Here is a 15935-nt window from a genome sequence, read left to right as displayed (position 1 = left end):
GAAGTTTCAGATCTTCGACAAAACAATCTTATCGTTGAACTTACTAACAATCATATTTATATATGCTTTCAGATTCGAATAGTCTTCGCTGGGATAAACATCCTTTTTAAACTCGTAACTAGCAACTATCTGAACAGTTTGATCATCCATAGCACTTGCCGTATAAATAACACGCACCAAGCCATTGTTAATTGACATATCTTCCGGCTTCGATAATAGTTTATATCCGGCAGGTACCATGATGCGAGCGTAAAATTTATTTGTTTTCTGATAAGTCATATCAACAGGATAGCTACGGAGTTGTTGCTTCAATGGGTTTTCGCTCATAACCGTATTTCCAAACGGCTCTATAATTAATTTACCATCAACAACATCAATAGCATTGTTTTTTTCATATCTCAGCAGAAACGGCTTTTCCGGTTGAGTCAGATTATCTGCTTCCAGTTTTTCAGTTTCCAGAGCATTACTCCCCAACAATTTCTTTTTCAGCTTATCTTTCTCACTTTGATACGTATCCCGATAATATACAGCATCGTAACCGGTCGATATCAGCTTACAACTCTGACGTACACTATCCAGCGAGCTATTCAATTTAATTTCGAGCTGATATTCTTCCTTCGATGGCGTTGTTCCTTTAAGAGGTATCCATTCCACTTTGTTTTTTTGCACCACCAACCCTCTATCATTTAGGCAACGTGTAGGAATCTGATTAAAAGTACACAAAGGCTCTGTTGCATCCATCACAACAGTTCCCGAATCAAGTTTTGCATACGCCACAACATCATTAAAAAAATACTCGAACGGATAATCCATCTTGATTTTGCCATGATTTCTTGTACTTAAAACCACAGGATCTGCTTCTATTCCGGCTTCATTCAACATCGCCAACATAAATAAATTGATACTGGCGCTATTCCCTGTTTTTGACAGAGAGAAATCCTTCACGCTTTTATCCACAAATTTAGAAACCTCTTTATTCCAGCTATAATTAGATATTACGTATTCGAATATTATTTTCGCCTTATCTTTTTTTGTCAATGCAGAAAGATTAAGCGGAAGTAGTATATCCTTCGCTTTTTTCCGTGCCGCATTGATATATCTGCCAAAATAATCATTATCAAGCAATTCTTTTGATAATTCCGGCCAAGTTCGCATAATTTTCTCAACCCTTCCGTCCGGATAATGCATTGCAGATAGTTGAAAATCCATCTTCACAATGTAATCCTGCTCCGAAGTTATAAAAGACTCATCTTTGAACCCGGGCAAATCTTTCATTACAAAATCATAGATCATTTCGTGATATTTCACCCCGGCAAAACTATATTCACTTCCTTCTGATTGATAGTTTTTAAAGTCGTCAAAACGAGGCATACCTTGTAAAATGTATGTGTATTCATAAAATGGAATCATTTTAGTAATATATTCACTATAAATCACAGGAATATGAGATTGAAACTCCCAATTTCTAAAATTGAAAACATACGGACTGGTTATTGTATAGGCTAATTCTACAACAGAACCTTCCTTTACATCTGGCATGGCTATTTTTTTTATTTTCCAGTGTTCATTTTGTTTCTCGTTATAATCTTTTTCAGTATCTAGGTGCGAGACCCTAACGCTGCCATTTTCATAATTATACACATTCCCCTGCAATTCTGATACACTTTCATCGCCGTTCTTCCCTGTATAATAAGGGATATCAAAATTCGCATGTTTAATTCCCGCTTTATTGAAAATTTTAAGCTTTAGCTTTCTTTCAAAAACGACATTGAACCCACCTCCACTTTCCGAGAAATAGGATTTGCCAATATCATAAATAACAACAGCATCGGCGTTCGGGGCTTTATCATATTTTTTTAGTTCAAAATCTTCATTACTACACTTACCGAATTCATGCAGGAATGTCTGACCTACACTCCATTTCGGAATCGACAACAAAAAGAAGATCATACCTAATTGTAACAACAAATGGGATTGTACAAATTGCAACAAACCGTTTACTGATCCAGTCTTAAAATGTTTCTTTTTGTTTCCATCGTGACATGCTGGGTTCATAGATAATTGATTTAAGGGTAAATATTGCACATAATTAAAGAGCCAGAAACTTTATCATTTCGTCAAAATAATAGATTAATCAGCCCGTTGTAATAAAACATTCGCAGTATCAATTTCTTTGATGTATTTAATGAATTCATAAAATTCTGAATATTGAGACAACGAGTATCGTCCTGCGTAAATATTTATTTTTTTTATCACAAGCAGCTTTTCTTTATCGGGGTGAAAAACACATGAATAAGTCCCGAATTTTGTATCTATATTGACATCCTTCATCATGCCTTTTAACCCATATTTATCAGGATAATAATAAACCAAACTATCGACTCCGCCAACAGGATAGGGAATTTCAAGGGGTAAAGTTCGTAAAGCCGGCTGTATAAAATTGGGAATCTCAACAGGATAAAGGCTAAAGTACATATCTGTACCCAGTGATTTAAGATATTTATAGACATTAAAACTGGCATTGAACTTTATAAAAGAAGAATCCCGATCCGCCCGTTCAATATGCCAATCGAGAACCTCGTAGTTCTTAAATGGAATATAATCTCTTATAATTCTATCCTTCAATTCTTCGTTCAACGAAGTATTGATTTGCGTAAATCTATCAAAATCCTGCCCCTTGAATATCGAAGACCAATTAACAGTTGCATGACCTGCACTACTAAACCTAAAGTTGAACATGCGTTCATTGACAGCATCCTGACGATGCAATGCAGGCACATGAACGAGGTGACTTTCTTGTTCATCTACCAACAAGGCTTCACGGTTTTGAGTAAACAAACCCATGTATCCAAATGGATTTACTGGACTTGTATTCTCCAGCCATATAGTATCTCTATCTACCGGCACGGCCAAAATTACATGATTAAACTGGGGAAAGACCGCTTGTCTAATCAAACTGCGAGGCTGATCACCTGCATAAATCAAAACATATTTGGAGTCAATGCCGGCTGCTTTCAACAGAGCTTTCATATATGTGGTAAGAGCCTTACAATCACCATACCGATTTTGAGCCACATAAGAAGCCGGGTAAGGTTTAAGCCCGCCAATCCCGATAGAAATATTGATATATCGAGTATTATCCTGAAGGTACCGATATAGTTTCCGAATAATGTCTCGTTTATCTTTCAGTCCCGATATCAGATGTTGAACTTTAGTTTTTTCTTCATCAGGCAAATTATCGAGCCCCCGGGTGAGATTTGCATACCATTTTCCCAAAGAAGTCCAACTTCGCGATTCACCTTCAACACCATAATTGAAGACTCCAGGCACAACGATCACTCTTGGATAAAAATTCTCTTTTTCAGCAAACACCTCGTTCTTGATTTGTTTATTATATCGACTTTTCCAAACCATCTCCAGAGAAGATACTGTCGAATCTTTCTGACAGGTGTCCACGCTCATTGTCGTAACTTCAAATTTCACATTTTTCGGAATAACAACCTTCAGAGTTGCGTTTCGAGTCGGTATATCATTATAAACCACCGGAGTCCAGTCTGCTATCTCAATGTAATTTTTAGAGACTATTGTATATGAATATGTTACCCTGTAGGGATAAACATTATGTTTCACTAATGCCTGTTTAACGTAACTATCTTCATAAAGAGCACCTTCCGAGATAGCGCTCCGGTCTGATAATTCATTCTTGCCCAACGTACGAATAAGTATTCCATTCCGATCTTCAAGACGAACCGAGACATCTGTTAATTTATCTGCTTTAGAATAATAGATTTTCACTTCCCCATACTCTTCCCCCGCCCTGTTGTTAACCTGAACGGTTACCGACTTGCTTTGAGATAATTTTGATTTATCAAAAACACAAACACTCTTATAGTCAACCACCTCAGCATTAACCTCCTGAGCACGTAAATGAATTTGCAACTGACTTAGGAATACAATTGCAAACACAATCATTCTGCTTGTGGAAAAGATTGTCGGATACATGATCCGTTCGAACTTCATGTTTATTGATCTTACATTAACCATTTTGATTATCACTTAATCGTCAAAACAACAGACTGCTGTTCATTAATATAACTCCAACCTTTATCGAGGAAATTTATGGGTAAAATTTATTCGTTACTGCAAATCAACGAAGTCAATCTTTCCGAGAACGCGACAAATTTCCAAAATAAATTTGGCATAAACAATGGAAAAGAAAATATTTTTTACATTAATAATAAATAAACTACAAAAAAAATATTCATTCATCTGTTCGCATTCACAGTAAAAACTACATTATCCCTATTGGAGACGCTTATCGCGAAACTTTCAGGCAAATACTCTTCCTCTAAGCTGTCATTATACCATACCCCACACAACTCATTGACATTATTTAACAGCCATATCTTATTGTATTTTTTACAATAGCGATACCCCTGCTACACTTCTGAAATCCAGCACTATGAGAGAAAAGCTTTACTGTATTTAATACAAAGTTCAATTATCTGTATATCAGTTTTTTACATTAATAGCTCTTGCTTTTAATCAAGAAATGATGTTTATTTGCATAGAAATTATTTATTGACCGGAAATTACTCTACCATGCAAGAAACATCACTCTATCCTCACGTATCTGTTGACTGCGCCATTTTCGGATTCGACGGAGAACAATTGAAGATTTTGCTGATCACCCGTACGGGAGAAAGCGAAGAAGGTCGTTATAGTGACATGAAGCTTCCCGGAAGTGTGATCTATGAAAGCGAAAATCTTGACGATGCAGCCTATCGCGTTCTTTACGAACTAACCGGCATCAAAAACATTTACCTGCAACAATTTCGCAGTTTCGGTTCTCCGGACAGAACCAAGCATCCCCGTGATATCGTTTGGCTGGAGAATGCCATCCACATGAAAATCGGGCGTATTATCACCGTTGCTTACGTAGCGTTAATCAAAATCAATCAAAAGCTGAGAGGCTTTGCCGATGGATACGAAGCGCACTGGTGCAATTTATCCGAAATAGGACAACTGGCTTTTGATCACAACGAAGTTGTTGAAGGTGCCCTAAATTATGTCCGCAAAAAAATAGAAGAAGACCCGACTGGAATGTACGAGCTTCTGCCTAAGAAATTCACTGAGGCCGAGTTGAGAAACCTGCATGAAGTCATTTTCGGAGAGAAAGTGGATATACGCAATTTCCACAAAAAATTCATTTCTCTCAATTATATCATTCCATTGGAAGAGAAGCAACAAAATGTGGCTCACCGTGCTGCACGTTATTATCGCTTTGACAAAATAATTTACAACAAATCTCACAGGTAAAACAATTTACGACTAATTATAATTAACCACAAAACACTATTATAATGTATCTATTAGGCATCGACGTAGGCAGTTCGTCTGTAAAAGCTTCATTAGTAAACGCAGAAAACGGTAAGTGTGTAGCTTCCGATTTTTCTCCAAAAGTAGAAATGGAAATCACAGCCCTGAAATCGGGATGGGCAGAACAACACCCTGATAGCTGGTGGAACAATTTCAAAGCCGCATTAAAAAATATACTTTCCGAATCGGGCGTAAACAGTAGCGACATTAAAGCCATCGGTATTTCCTATCAGATGCACGGATTGGTACTTGTTGACAAAAATCAACAGGTATTGCGTCCTTCTATCATTTGGTGCGACAGCCGTGCTGTACCCTACGGCGAAAAAGCATTCAAAGGTATCGGCGAAGAACAATGCCTTTCTCACCTACTCAACTCTCCGGGAAACTTTACAGCATCCAAACTGGCCTGGGTAAAAGAAAACGAGCCTGAATTATTTGCCAAAATTGATAAAATAATGCTTCCGGGCGACTATATTGCCATGAAGCTGACAGGCGATATCACCACTACTGTTTCCGGTCTTTCTGAAGGTATCTTCTGGGATTTTCAAAACAACTGTGTATCAGAAGACATTCTCAACTATTACGGGTTCGACAAATCGATTATCCCTGCCATTTTGCCCACCTTTGCAGAACAAGGCAAAGTGACTGCTTTTGCAGCTAAAGAACTGGGTCTTGCAGAAGGCACCCCTGTCACCTACCGTGCCGGCGACCAGCCAAACAATGCATTATCACTCAATGTATTTAACCCGGGCGAAATCGCAGCAACAGCAGGAACCTCGGGTGTTGTGTATGGTGTCAACGGCAATGTAAAATACGATCCACAATCACGTGTAAATACATTTGCTCACGTAAATCACACTTCAGAGTCAACACGACTCGGCGTATTGCTTTGCGTAAACGGCACTGGAATCCTTAATTCCTGGATGAAAAAGAACGTTGCTCCCGAAAATATGTCTTACAAGGAAATTGATGCAATGGCAGAAAAAATCGCCATTGGTTCAGGCGGAATCTCTATTCTTCCTTTTGGAAACGGAGCTGAACGTATGCTGGGCAATAAAGAAACCGGTTGTTCCATTCATGGCATCAACTTCAACAAACATGGCAAAGCTGAAATTTTGCGTGCTGCACAGGAAGGCATCGTGTTCGCATTTGCTTATGGCATGGAAGTTATGCAGGGAATGGGCATCGACACCCGTATCATCCGTGCAGGATTTGCCAACATGTTTATGAGTTCTATTTTCCGCGATACACTGGCCGGAGTAACCGGAGCCACCATCGAATTATTCAATACTGATGGTTCTGTAGGTGCTGCCAAGGGAGCCGGAATTGGTGCAGGGATCTACAAATCGAATGTTGAAGCATTCTCAACTCTCGAAAAGCTGAAATCAACAGAACCGGATGCCAAGAATGAAACGGCATACAAAGAAGCTTACGAGCTCTGGAAATCGAAACTTTAATTAACGACACCCTTATAAGTTGCTATGAAACGATTTCGATTCTTATCGTCTTTGTTATTTGCCGGTGCCTTTTGCACTTCATTGTTTGCACAGCAGTTCCCCTATCAGGATCCAAGCAAAACGGTTGACGAACGCGTTGCTGATCTTGTTTCGAGAATGACGCTTCAGGAAAAAGCATACCAGATGATGAACAGTGCCCCCGGCATTGAACGACTGGGCTTGCTCCCGTTCGAATGGTGGAACGAAGCTTTGCATGGTGTTGCACGTACCGGACGAGCTACGGTTTTTCCTCAAAACATTGGCTTAGCGGCAACCTTTGATCCTGATCTCGTGAAACGGATCGGTGAAGCAATTTCAGACGAAGCATGGGCAAAATTCAACATTGCTCAACGAATGCAGAACTACGGCAAATATACCGGATTGACTTTCTATGCTCCCAATATTAATATTTTCAGAGATCCCCGCTGGGGTCGCGGACAGGAGACCTATGGAGAAGATCCGTATCTCACCTCGCGCATGGGAATTGCCTATGTACAAGGGATGCAGGGTAACGACCCTCATTTTTTGAAAACGGCAGCGTGTGCAAAACATTATGTTGTTCACTCAGGGCCGGAAGCATCGCGCCACTCGTTTGATGCCGAACCTCCGATGAAAGACTTCATGGAAACTTACACGCCGGCTTTCGAAGCATTGGTAAAAGAAGGCAATGTGCAGAGCGTGATGTGCGCTTATAACCGCACGTTCGGAAAACCGTGTTGCGGCAGCTCATTCCTTTTGTCGGAATTGCTACGTAAACGCTGGGGATTTCAGGGGTATATCACTACCGACTGCGACGCCATCACCAACTTTTACAAACATCACGGAGCTGCAAAATACGAAGCCGATGCTTGTGCATTAGCTATCAAGAGCGGTGTCAACCTCGATTGCGGTAACGAATTTCAAAGTCTCCCGGAAGCTGTAAAAAGAGGTTTAATCACAGAGAAAGAAATAGATCAGGCACTAAGCAAGCTTTTGGTAACTCGTTTCAAATTAGGATTACTTGACCCGGTAAACAACAACCCTTATTCAAAAATAGGTGAAGAAGTTATTGGTTGCAAAAAACATGTTGACCTGGCATACGAAGCTGCTGCAAAATCGATTGTTCTGTTGCAAAACAAGAACAATTTGCTTCCCTTAAAAAAAGAGATCAAATCGATTTTCGTGACAGGACCTTATGCTGCCAGTCAGGATGTTTTGATGGGTAATTACAACGGTGTAAGCGACCACCTGACTACCGTTCTCGAAGCAATTGTTGGAAAAGTAAGCGCCGGGACTTCTGTTTTTTATCGTCAGGGGGTAGAGCCAAGCGCTCCGAACCAGAATGCGAGCAACTATGCGTTCGGCGAAGGTGCTAATTCGGATGTAATCGTTGGTGTTTTTGGAGTTTCTGGTGTATTTGAAGGAGAAGAAGGCGAATCGACAGCATCAAATACTTTGGGCGACCGTCTGAACCTGAATATTCCTCAAAACCAGCTCGATTTTCTCCGCACCATGAAGCAACGGTCAAAAAAGCCGATCGTGTTGATTCTGACCGGAGGTAGTCCTGTTTGCACAGCCGAACTGTCTGAAATTGCCGATGCTATCATCTTTGTATGGTATCCTGGACAAGAAGGCGGACGCGCTGTTGCCGATGCTCTTTTCGGAGATGTAAATCCTTCCGGAAGACTGGCCATCACCTTCCCGAAATCAGTTGACCAACTACCTGCTTTTGACGATTACAGCATGAAAGGACGTACATATCGTTACATGACGGCAGAGCCGCTCTATCCGTTTGGATTCGGACTGAGCTATACCTCGTTCCAATACAGCGATATCGCCATTGACAAAGCAAAAATCAAAAAAGGAGAAACCGTAACTATCACTACCAAAGTGACCAATACCGGAAAATCGGATGGAGAAGAAGTGGTTCAGCTTTACGTAACCGACGTAAAAGCAAGTACCCGTGTGCCTCTCTATTCGCTCGACGGAGTGAAACGCCTGAAGCTGAAAAGCGGCGAATCTCAAACCGTTTCATTTCAGATTACGCCGCGTATGATGGAATTGGTGAATGACAACGGTGACAGAGTACTGGAAAGCGGCGATTTTAAAGTTACCATAGCAGGGAGTTCACCGTCACCGGTTGCACAAACACTGGGAGCTGCCACGCCGGCATCTATCCAGTTTACAATGAAATAATTCAGTTCTAAAATTATAACAACAAACCCTAACATTAAATTCAAATTATGAGCACAAAAGTTTATTTTCCTTCAGTGGAAAAAATCAAATTTGAAGGCAAAGACAGCAAAAATCCTATGGCCTTCCGTTATTACGATCCTGAAAAGGTTGTTTATGGCAAACCTATGAAAGAATGGTTCAAATTCTGTATGGCATGGTGGCACACACTGTGCGCAGAAGGTGGCGATCCATTTGGTGGTGGCACACAAAAACACCCTTGGGTTGGTGCTGCTGATGCACTTCAGGCTGCAAAAGACAAAATGGATGCAGGTTTCGAATTCATGCAAAAAATTGGCATCGAATACTACTGCTTCCACGATATCGATTTAATCAGCGAAGGTGGTAGCATCGAAGAATACGAAGCAAACCTGAAAGCTATCGTTGAATATGCAAAACAAAAACAAGCTGAAACCGGCATCAAACTGATGTGGGGTACAGCAAACGTATTCAGCCACGCACGTTATATGAACGGTGCCAGCACCAATCCTAACTTTGACGCTGCTGCTCGTGCTATGCTTCAAATCAAAAACGCTATCGACGCAACTATCGAACTGGGTGGTAAAGCATACGTATTCTGGGGTGGTCGTGAAGGTTACATGAGCTTGCTCAACACCAACATGAAACGCGAAAAACAACACCTCGGCACCATGTTGCAAATGGCTCGCGACTACGGTCGTGCAAAAGGGTTCAAAGGCGTGTTCCTGATCGAACCGAAACCAATGGAACCAATGAAACACCAATACGATGTTGACACAGAAACTGTAATCGGCTTCCTGAAAGAATTCGGTTTGGAAAACGATTTCAAAGTAAACATCGAAGTAAACCACGCGACATTGGCAGGTCACACATTCGAACACGAATTGCAATGTGCCGTTGATGCAGGTATGCTGGGTGCTATCGACGCTAACCGCGGTGATGTTCAAAACGGTTGGGATACAGACCAATTCCCAGTTGACATCTTTGAATTGACACAAGCTATGCTTGTTATCCTTCAAGGTGGTGGCATGCAAGGTGGTGGTACCAACTTCGACGCTAAGATCCGTCGTAACTCTACCGACAACGATGATTTGTTCATCGCTCACATCGGTGCTATGGATGTAATGGCTCGCGCTTTGGAAGCTGCAGCTGCTATCCTCGAAGAATCTCCTTACAAACAAATGGTTGCTGATCGTTACGCTTCTTTTGACGCTGGCAAAGGTAAAGAATTCGAAGAAGGCAAACTGACCCTCGAAGATGTTGTTGCTTATGCTAAATCTGTTGGTGAACCTAAACAGATCAGCGGAAAACAAGAATTGTACGAAGCACTCGTAAACATGTACATCTAATCTTTATTGATTAAATCGTAAACCTTACGACAATAACGAAGAGCCGGAATGATGACCTTAGTTGTTTAAGTTCCGGTTCTTTTTCTGTTATTATCAGATCTGATATTATTAACAACTTAATAAACTAATACAACATGGCTTTTATCGACACAGGCGGAAGTAAGTCAAGCTCTTTTCAGGAAGGAAGCAAACTATACATCGCCCTTTTAACATTGGTAGCCACACTTGGTGGTTTGCTTTTCGGGTATGACACGGCGGTTGTAAACGGTGCTGAAAAATCGCTGGTAGAATTCTACATTTACAAAGAAAACGGAGGTAATTACCTCTTTGACCCTAACACAATTTTCACACTCATCGGCCAGTACCGTATGCTGATGGTCATTGTTCTTTATTTGATTTTCGCGGTAATCGGAGCTCAGATGATTGGACTCTTTGGCAAGAAAAAGGGAAGCATTGTAAGTGCCGTTATGTTAGGCGGACTCACAATATGGGCTATCAGCTTCCTAACCAAAGCAATTCCTGCTCTCTCGGATGTTGAAGAAATGAAAAATACAGCTGATGCTGTAAAAGGTTTTGTTATTGCCAGTGCACTGATCGGTTGTATCATCGGAGGTGCTTCTGCCGGATTTATTTCAAAGTCATTAGGTCGTAAAAACGGGTTGTTTATTGCTGCCGTGGCGTTCTTTGTTTCGGCTGTTGGCGCATGGAGGCCCGAAACTTTTAACGTATTCGGCACTCTTCCGGTTTACTCATTTGTCATTTATCGTATTATCGGTGGTATCGGTGTCGGCATCGCCTCTATGATTTCTCCGGTATATATTGCCGAGATTGCTCCCGCAAAAGTTCGCGGCAAACTCGTATCTTTCAACCAATTTGCCATCATCTTCGGTATGTTGGTTATCTATTTCGTAAATCTTATTATTGCTCGTCAGGGCAACGAACAATGGTTAATTACTGACGGATGGCGCTATATGTTCTTATCTGGTGCTATTCCTGCTGCTATCTTCATCATTTTGTTGTTTTTCGTTCCGGAAACTCCCCGTTATCTTGCCCTGAAAGGGAAAGACGAAAAGGCACTGAGTGTACTTGAAAAAATAGCCGGAAAAGAGAGTGCAAAAACCATTCTTTCCGATATTAAGAGCACTTTACACGAAGCAAATGCACCCTGGCTGTCTTACGGATTCGGTGTTATTTTGATCGGTATTCTGCTATCGGTATTCCAACAAGCAGTAGGTATCAATGTGGTACTTTACTATGCCGGTAATATCTTCCGCAACATGGGTGCTTCTACCGATTCTTCACTTCTTCAGACAATTATCGTTGGTATTGTGAATCTTACATTTACCGTTGTGGCTATTGTTACTGTCGATAAATTCGGACGTAAACCTTTGATGATTATCGGTTCAATCGGAATGGCTATCAGCATGATCGCTCTCGGATTTACATTCTATACAGAACACGTAGGTATTGTTGCTCTTATTTTCATGTTGTTCTATACAGCTGCCTTTGCAATGAGCTGGGGACCTGTTTGCTGGGTTCTTTTAGCTGAAATTTTCCCGAACTCGATTCGTGGAGCCTTGTCAATTGCAGTTGCAGCCCAATGGATTGCCAACTGGATCGTATCGCTCACCTTCCCGATGATGAACGACAACGTATGGCTTACCAATATTTTCCACCACGGTTTCTCTTACTGGATCTATGGTATTATGGGTATTCTTTCTGCTATCTTTATGTGGAAACTTGTTCCCGAAACCAAAGGTCGCACCCTGGAGTCGATCGAAGAGCTCTGGAAAAAGAAGAAATAATTATTCCGCTTCGCTGCTTATAAAAAAGAGTCGGTCGAAATTTATTCGACCGACTCTTTTTGTATGTATACGAAACCCTCTATCTATTCAAACAACTTCAAATCAATAAATTCACCCATCTTTGCATATCCGGCTTCGTTAGGATGAAGAAAATCGCCCGAGTGGAGATCAGGAGACAGCGCTTTCGGTTCGTTCGGATCGCTCATTACTTTTTCAAAGTCGATCACCGCATCGAAACTGCCACTGTTACGAATCCAGGTGTTCACCATATCACGGGCCACCTGACGAAAATCTTTATCGTAAAACGACTTTGCAAACGGAAGAATAGTTGCACCGTAAACTTTCATGCCTTTTGCATGCGCCTTTTCAATCATCTGCTTGTATGCTTCAATCAAGTCATTCGCCACCTGCGAAGCCTGTTCGCTGGTTCTGATTCCCCCGATATCATTAATTCCTTCAGAGATAATGAGCCACTTCACATTATTTTGTCCCAGAATATCGCGATCGAAACGAGCCACGGCTGGTTGTCCCTGTCCGCCACGAACCACACAATTACCGCCGATTCCCAAATTCAACACTGCCCGGTTTTTGGTGGCCGGATTGTGCAACAAACGTTCGGAGAGAACATCCGTCCATCGGTTGAATTTACTGGTTCCCGAACCGCGTCCATCAACAATAGAGTTCCCCAGAATAGCAATCGCGGAGGTAGAGTTCGAAGCTTCCACATCGATGCCCCTAATGACAAACCAGTGATCCGTTGGAGTTGCTGGGGTAAAGTCGGCCAGCACAGATTTGTTTCCAGCCAGCAGAAACGACGTTGTGCGCGATGCCGCATGTCCACCCACATTCGGTCCGGCTTCACCGAAACAAATAGTGATCGCCACCTTCATTCCCGGATCTACATGAAACGAGATAGGATCGGAAACTATTTCCGTCTCCGGAGACATGGTCACCTCCTGCTTTCCTGCAAATTTGAGCGTTTTATTCGTTTTGGCATCAATATCGCTGCTCCCTTTTGAAACGGCTATGCCAACCGATTTCAGAACAACTGCATTTTTGCAAAACAGATTGGTAAAGCGAAAACGCAACACATCGCCTCCAACCGAAACACGCACAATCTGCCGGAAGCTGTTATTTGTAAGCCCCGGCGCCGGTGCCATATTATTAGCATCCACAAAATAGGGAGCGGTACTCCAGGTTCCCACCCAAACTTGTTCCTTTTTAGAAATTTTCGGAGCTTTTACTTTACTGACTTCGGGGCTTGTAAAACTGAAAAGCAATGCAGAAAGCAGTACAAGAGTGAGTGTGTGCAATGCTGAATGTGCCAGTCCATTTCTGCCACTACTCTTTCCTCCAACTGTAATAAAAGATTTTTTCTTCATGATTTTATTTATATTTAGACCATTATACATTCAAAAAGCAACAAGCGGATTAACAAACAAGGTTTGGATCAGGCAAGATCACCGGATACTGCGTGATTGTTCTTCAATACTAAGAATCGTATCGGTCAGAATCCCCATATCAACCTCATCGCCTTTGCCCTTCAGATTTTCGTTCAGATATTCAAACGGATCTTCAATATCCTGAATCACATAAAGAATAATAAAGATCATAAAAGCGAATAACGCAGGCAAAATGGCACCTCCCCACCAAGGTGTAACATCCAGAAACAAAAAGACTCCGATAAAAATGCAAACAATGATGCGGATGGTTGTGAATACCGATGGCAAAAAGTCAGTTTTCTTAACAACGGTAATGCGATTGAACATTTTACGAATGGAGATCAGCTCCGTTTTCAAACGGTTTACATAAACAGTTGCCATCTCGTTACCATCAAACTTATGAATATCCATCACCCATTTATCAAGAACCTTCAACGCATTTCTGTCGTGTTTTATAAAAAACTCCACCAATAATATTCTGATTTCTTTCGGCATTTCAACCAAAAATTCTTTCATACGTTCGCTGGGCTTAGTCTGGTAGTGCAGATAGGCTTCCTGCCATATCGCAAAAAAAGATGCAGACAATTCATTCGGTATTTTTTCACTCTCTTTATAATCAGCAATAACTCCGGCAAGCAAAAAACCAAGGACAAATACGATGGACGTAAGAATTGTCGGCAGCATCGTCATCAGGTTACTCGGAATACACTCATAACCAAAGTAATGAACCACAACTTTCAACGCAAAAAAGATCACAGCAACAGGAAGTGCCTTGTAAAACAACTTGTACTTTCTCATCCTAAAAAACTAATAAAATTAACTACACTAAATTTTCTCTTCTACAACACGTGACTCTAACATCGCTGTTATGTCGGTTATTTTTCAAGCGCCAAAATTACAAAAAGGAATGGAAATGATAAGCATTCTAATCATTTCCATTCCCTTTGAAAACACAGCAAACAACTATGCAATCAGTTAAAAATCATTTATGCCGGACACCCTTGCCCATATATCTCTTTGCCAGCCATGTTCGCACCGGTATGTCATAGAGTTTAAGACAAGCATAAGCCAGAATCACAGACGAAACGAGAACAAGTATTCCTGCCGGCCAAGCCTGATTCAGAGGTACTTTATTATCGACTACCCACGCCGTGAAAATATAAATGATTGGATAATGCGTAATATAGAGAGGATAAGAGATATCGCCCAGGAAACGGCTTATTTTCGATGAATATTTGCCGGTTACTTTACCGCTTGCTCCAAGATAAACTATCAATGGAAACACCAAAATAATCGTCAAGGAATCGTACAGACCATTGATCCACAGATGCTCGCTTCCCCCTACCCTAGGAAAAGAAAGAATAGCAACCACCATCAGGCTACACCAAAGGAAGGCGTGTTTGAATTCCCCCGGCTTACAGATTCTTGAAAGCAAAAGCCCAGCAAAAAACGGATACATCAAACGGGTAAAACCAATGCGCAATTGTGCGGGTTCCAGCGACCAGCCACCAATCATATCACCGTGAGGACTGGTTACTGCAAGATGAATAGTAGCACAACCGGCAAGAAAAACCAAAATGGCCAATAATTTATTGGAAAATTTACGAATAAACAGCGCATACAGAATGTTACCCACATACTCAAAGAATAGCGACCATGCCGGACCGTCAAGCGGGTGCATTTCTGTCCATCCTCTAATATCCAGCGACGTGGGCACCGGAATCAGCGTAAAACCAATCAGCATAATGAGCAACAATTTCCAAACCGGCACACTACTGATGCCCGGAAATACAATTGGAGAGGCACTAAAGTAAAATCCAATGGCTCCGACAATCATCCCCATAATAATCATCGGATGAAGGCGAATAATACGACGTTTGAAGAATCCCTTCAAGCTCATTTTGCCCCAGCGATCGTCATAGGCATATCCAATCACAAAACCCGATAGCACAAAGAAAAAATCCACTGCCAGATAGCCGTGGTTTACAATTTGCTTGAGGTGATCGCCACCTGAAAACGTTTCGAAGATATGAAAGATTACCACCATCACAGCCGCTACTCCACGCAGGCTATCCAAAATCTCATAGTGACGTTTGGTATCAGAAAAAACGGTTAATGGAGAATGCTTTGAACTCATTGGATTTTCAAAAAGGTTAATCAGATTTTTATTGTTTGGATATTCCTGACGCAAAATTAACAATTTATTTTCGTTAGCATGTGAGCAAAATTGTCAAAAACAGGGTAAATAACAATCTTGCAGCAAACAGCTTATAA

10 protein-coding genes are annotated in these 15935 nt (G+C 41.3%); 5 read left to right on the top strand and 5 right to left on the bottom strand.

From position 1 onward, the window contains the following. Positions 1-6 precede the first annotated feature (6 nt). Both PJIAN_RS05790 and PJIAN_RS05785 read right to left on the bottom strand, forming a co-directional pair. Complete coding sequence (locus PJIAN_RS05790; protein ID WP_084252288.1) at positions 7-2055, bottom strand: DUF3858 domain-containing protein; 2049 nt, start codon at positions 2053-2055, stop codon at positions 7-9. Positions 2056-2130: 75 nt separating this feature from the next. Continuing rightward, entirely contained in the window at positions 2131-4020 is a 1890-nt protein-coding gene (locus tag PJIAN_RS05785) for a DUF3857 domain-containing transglutaminase family protein (protein ID WP_172795578.1), read from the bottom strand. A gap of 582 nt (positions 4021-4602) precedes the next feature. Here PJIAN_RS05785 and PJIAN_RS05780 point away from each other — a divergent pair. The 5 genes from PJIAN_RS05780 to xylE all read left to right on the top strand — a co-directional run bounded on the left by PJIAN_RS05780 (position 4603) and on the right by xylE (position 12219). Continuing rightward, positions 4603-5319, top strand: a complete 717-nt coding sequence (locus tag PJIAN_RS05780; RefSeq protein WP_068703227.1) for an NUDIX hydrolase — start codon at positions 4603-4605, stop codon at positions 5317-5319. Positions 5320-5363: 44 nt separating this feature from the next. Next, a complete protein-coding gene (locus PJIAN_RS05775; protein ID WP_068702996.1) occupies positions 5364-6836 on the top strand; it encodes a xylulokinase in 1473 nt (490 codons plus the stop codon). A gap of 24 nt (positions 6837-6860) precedes the next feature. After that, on the top strand, positions 6861-9050 hold the full coding sequence (locus PJIAN_RS05770; RefSeq protein WP_068702995.1) for a glycoside hydrolase family 3 C-terminal domain-containing protein: 2190 nt from the start codon (positions 6861-6863) through the stop codon (positions 9048-9050). A gap of 47 nt (positions 9051-9097) precedes the next feature. Next, positions 9098-10414 (top strand): xylose isomerase, encoded by a 1317-nt coding sequence (xylA, locus tag PJIAN_RS05765; RefSeq protein WP_068702993.1) that lies wholly within the window; start codon positions 9098-9100, stop codon positions 10412-10414. A 134-nt stretch (positions 10415-10548) separates the two neighbouring features. Continuing rightward, positions 10549-12219 (top strand): D-xylose transporter XylE, encoded by a 1671-nt coding sequence (gene xylE / locus PJIAN_RS05760; protein WP_068702991.1) that lies wholly within the window; start codon positions 10549-10551, stop codon positions 12217-12219. Positions 12220-12302: 83 nt separating this feature from the next. Here the strand turns inward: xylE and PJIAN_RS05755 are convergent, their stop codons facing one another. From PJIAN_RS05755 to PJIAN_RS05745, 3 genes are all read right to left on the bottom strand, one after another. Beyond that, positions 12303-13601, bottom strand: coding sequence for an SGNH/GDSL hydrolase family protein (locus PJIAN_RS05755; RefSeq protein ID WP_068702989.1), 1299 nt, complete (start codon positions 13599-13601; stop codon positions 12303-12305). Between the two features lie 78 nt (positions 13602-13679). After that, a complete protein-coding gene (locus PJIAN_RS05750; RefSeq protein WP_068702988.1) occupies positions 13680-14459 on the bottom strand; it encodes a hypothetical protein in 780 nt (259 codons plus the stop codon). Between the two features lie 184 nt (positions 14460-14643). Continuing rightward, a complete protein-coding gene (locus tag PJIAN_RS05745; RefSeq protein WP_068703225.1) occupies positions 14644-15798 on the bottom strand; it encodes an acyltransferase family protein in 1155 nt (384 codons plus the stop codon). Positions 15799-15935: the final 137 nt, after the last annotated feature.

It is taken from the genome of Paludibacter jiangxiensis (genome assembly GCF_001618385.1).
In the GTDB taxonomy this organism is placed as follows: domain Bacteria; phylum Bacteroidota; class Bacteroidia; order Bacteroidales; family Paludibacteraceae; genus Microbacter; species Microbacter jiangxiensis.
This window is presented reverse-complemented; position numbering and strand designations above follow the sequence as displayed.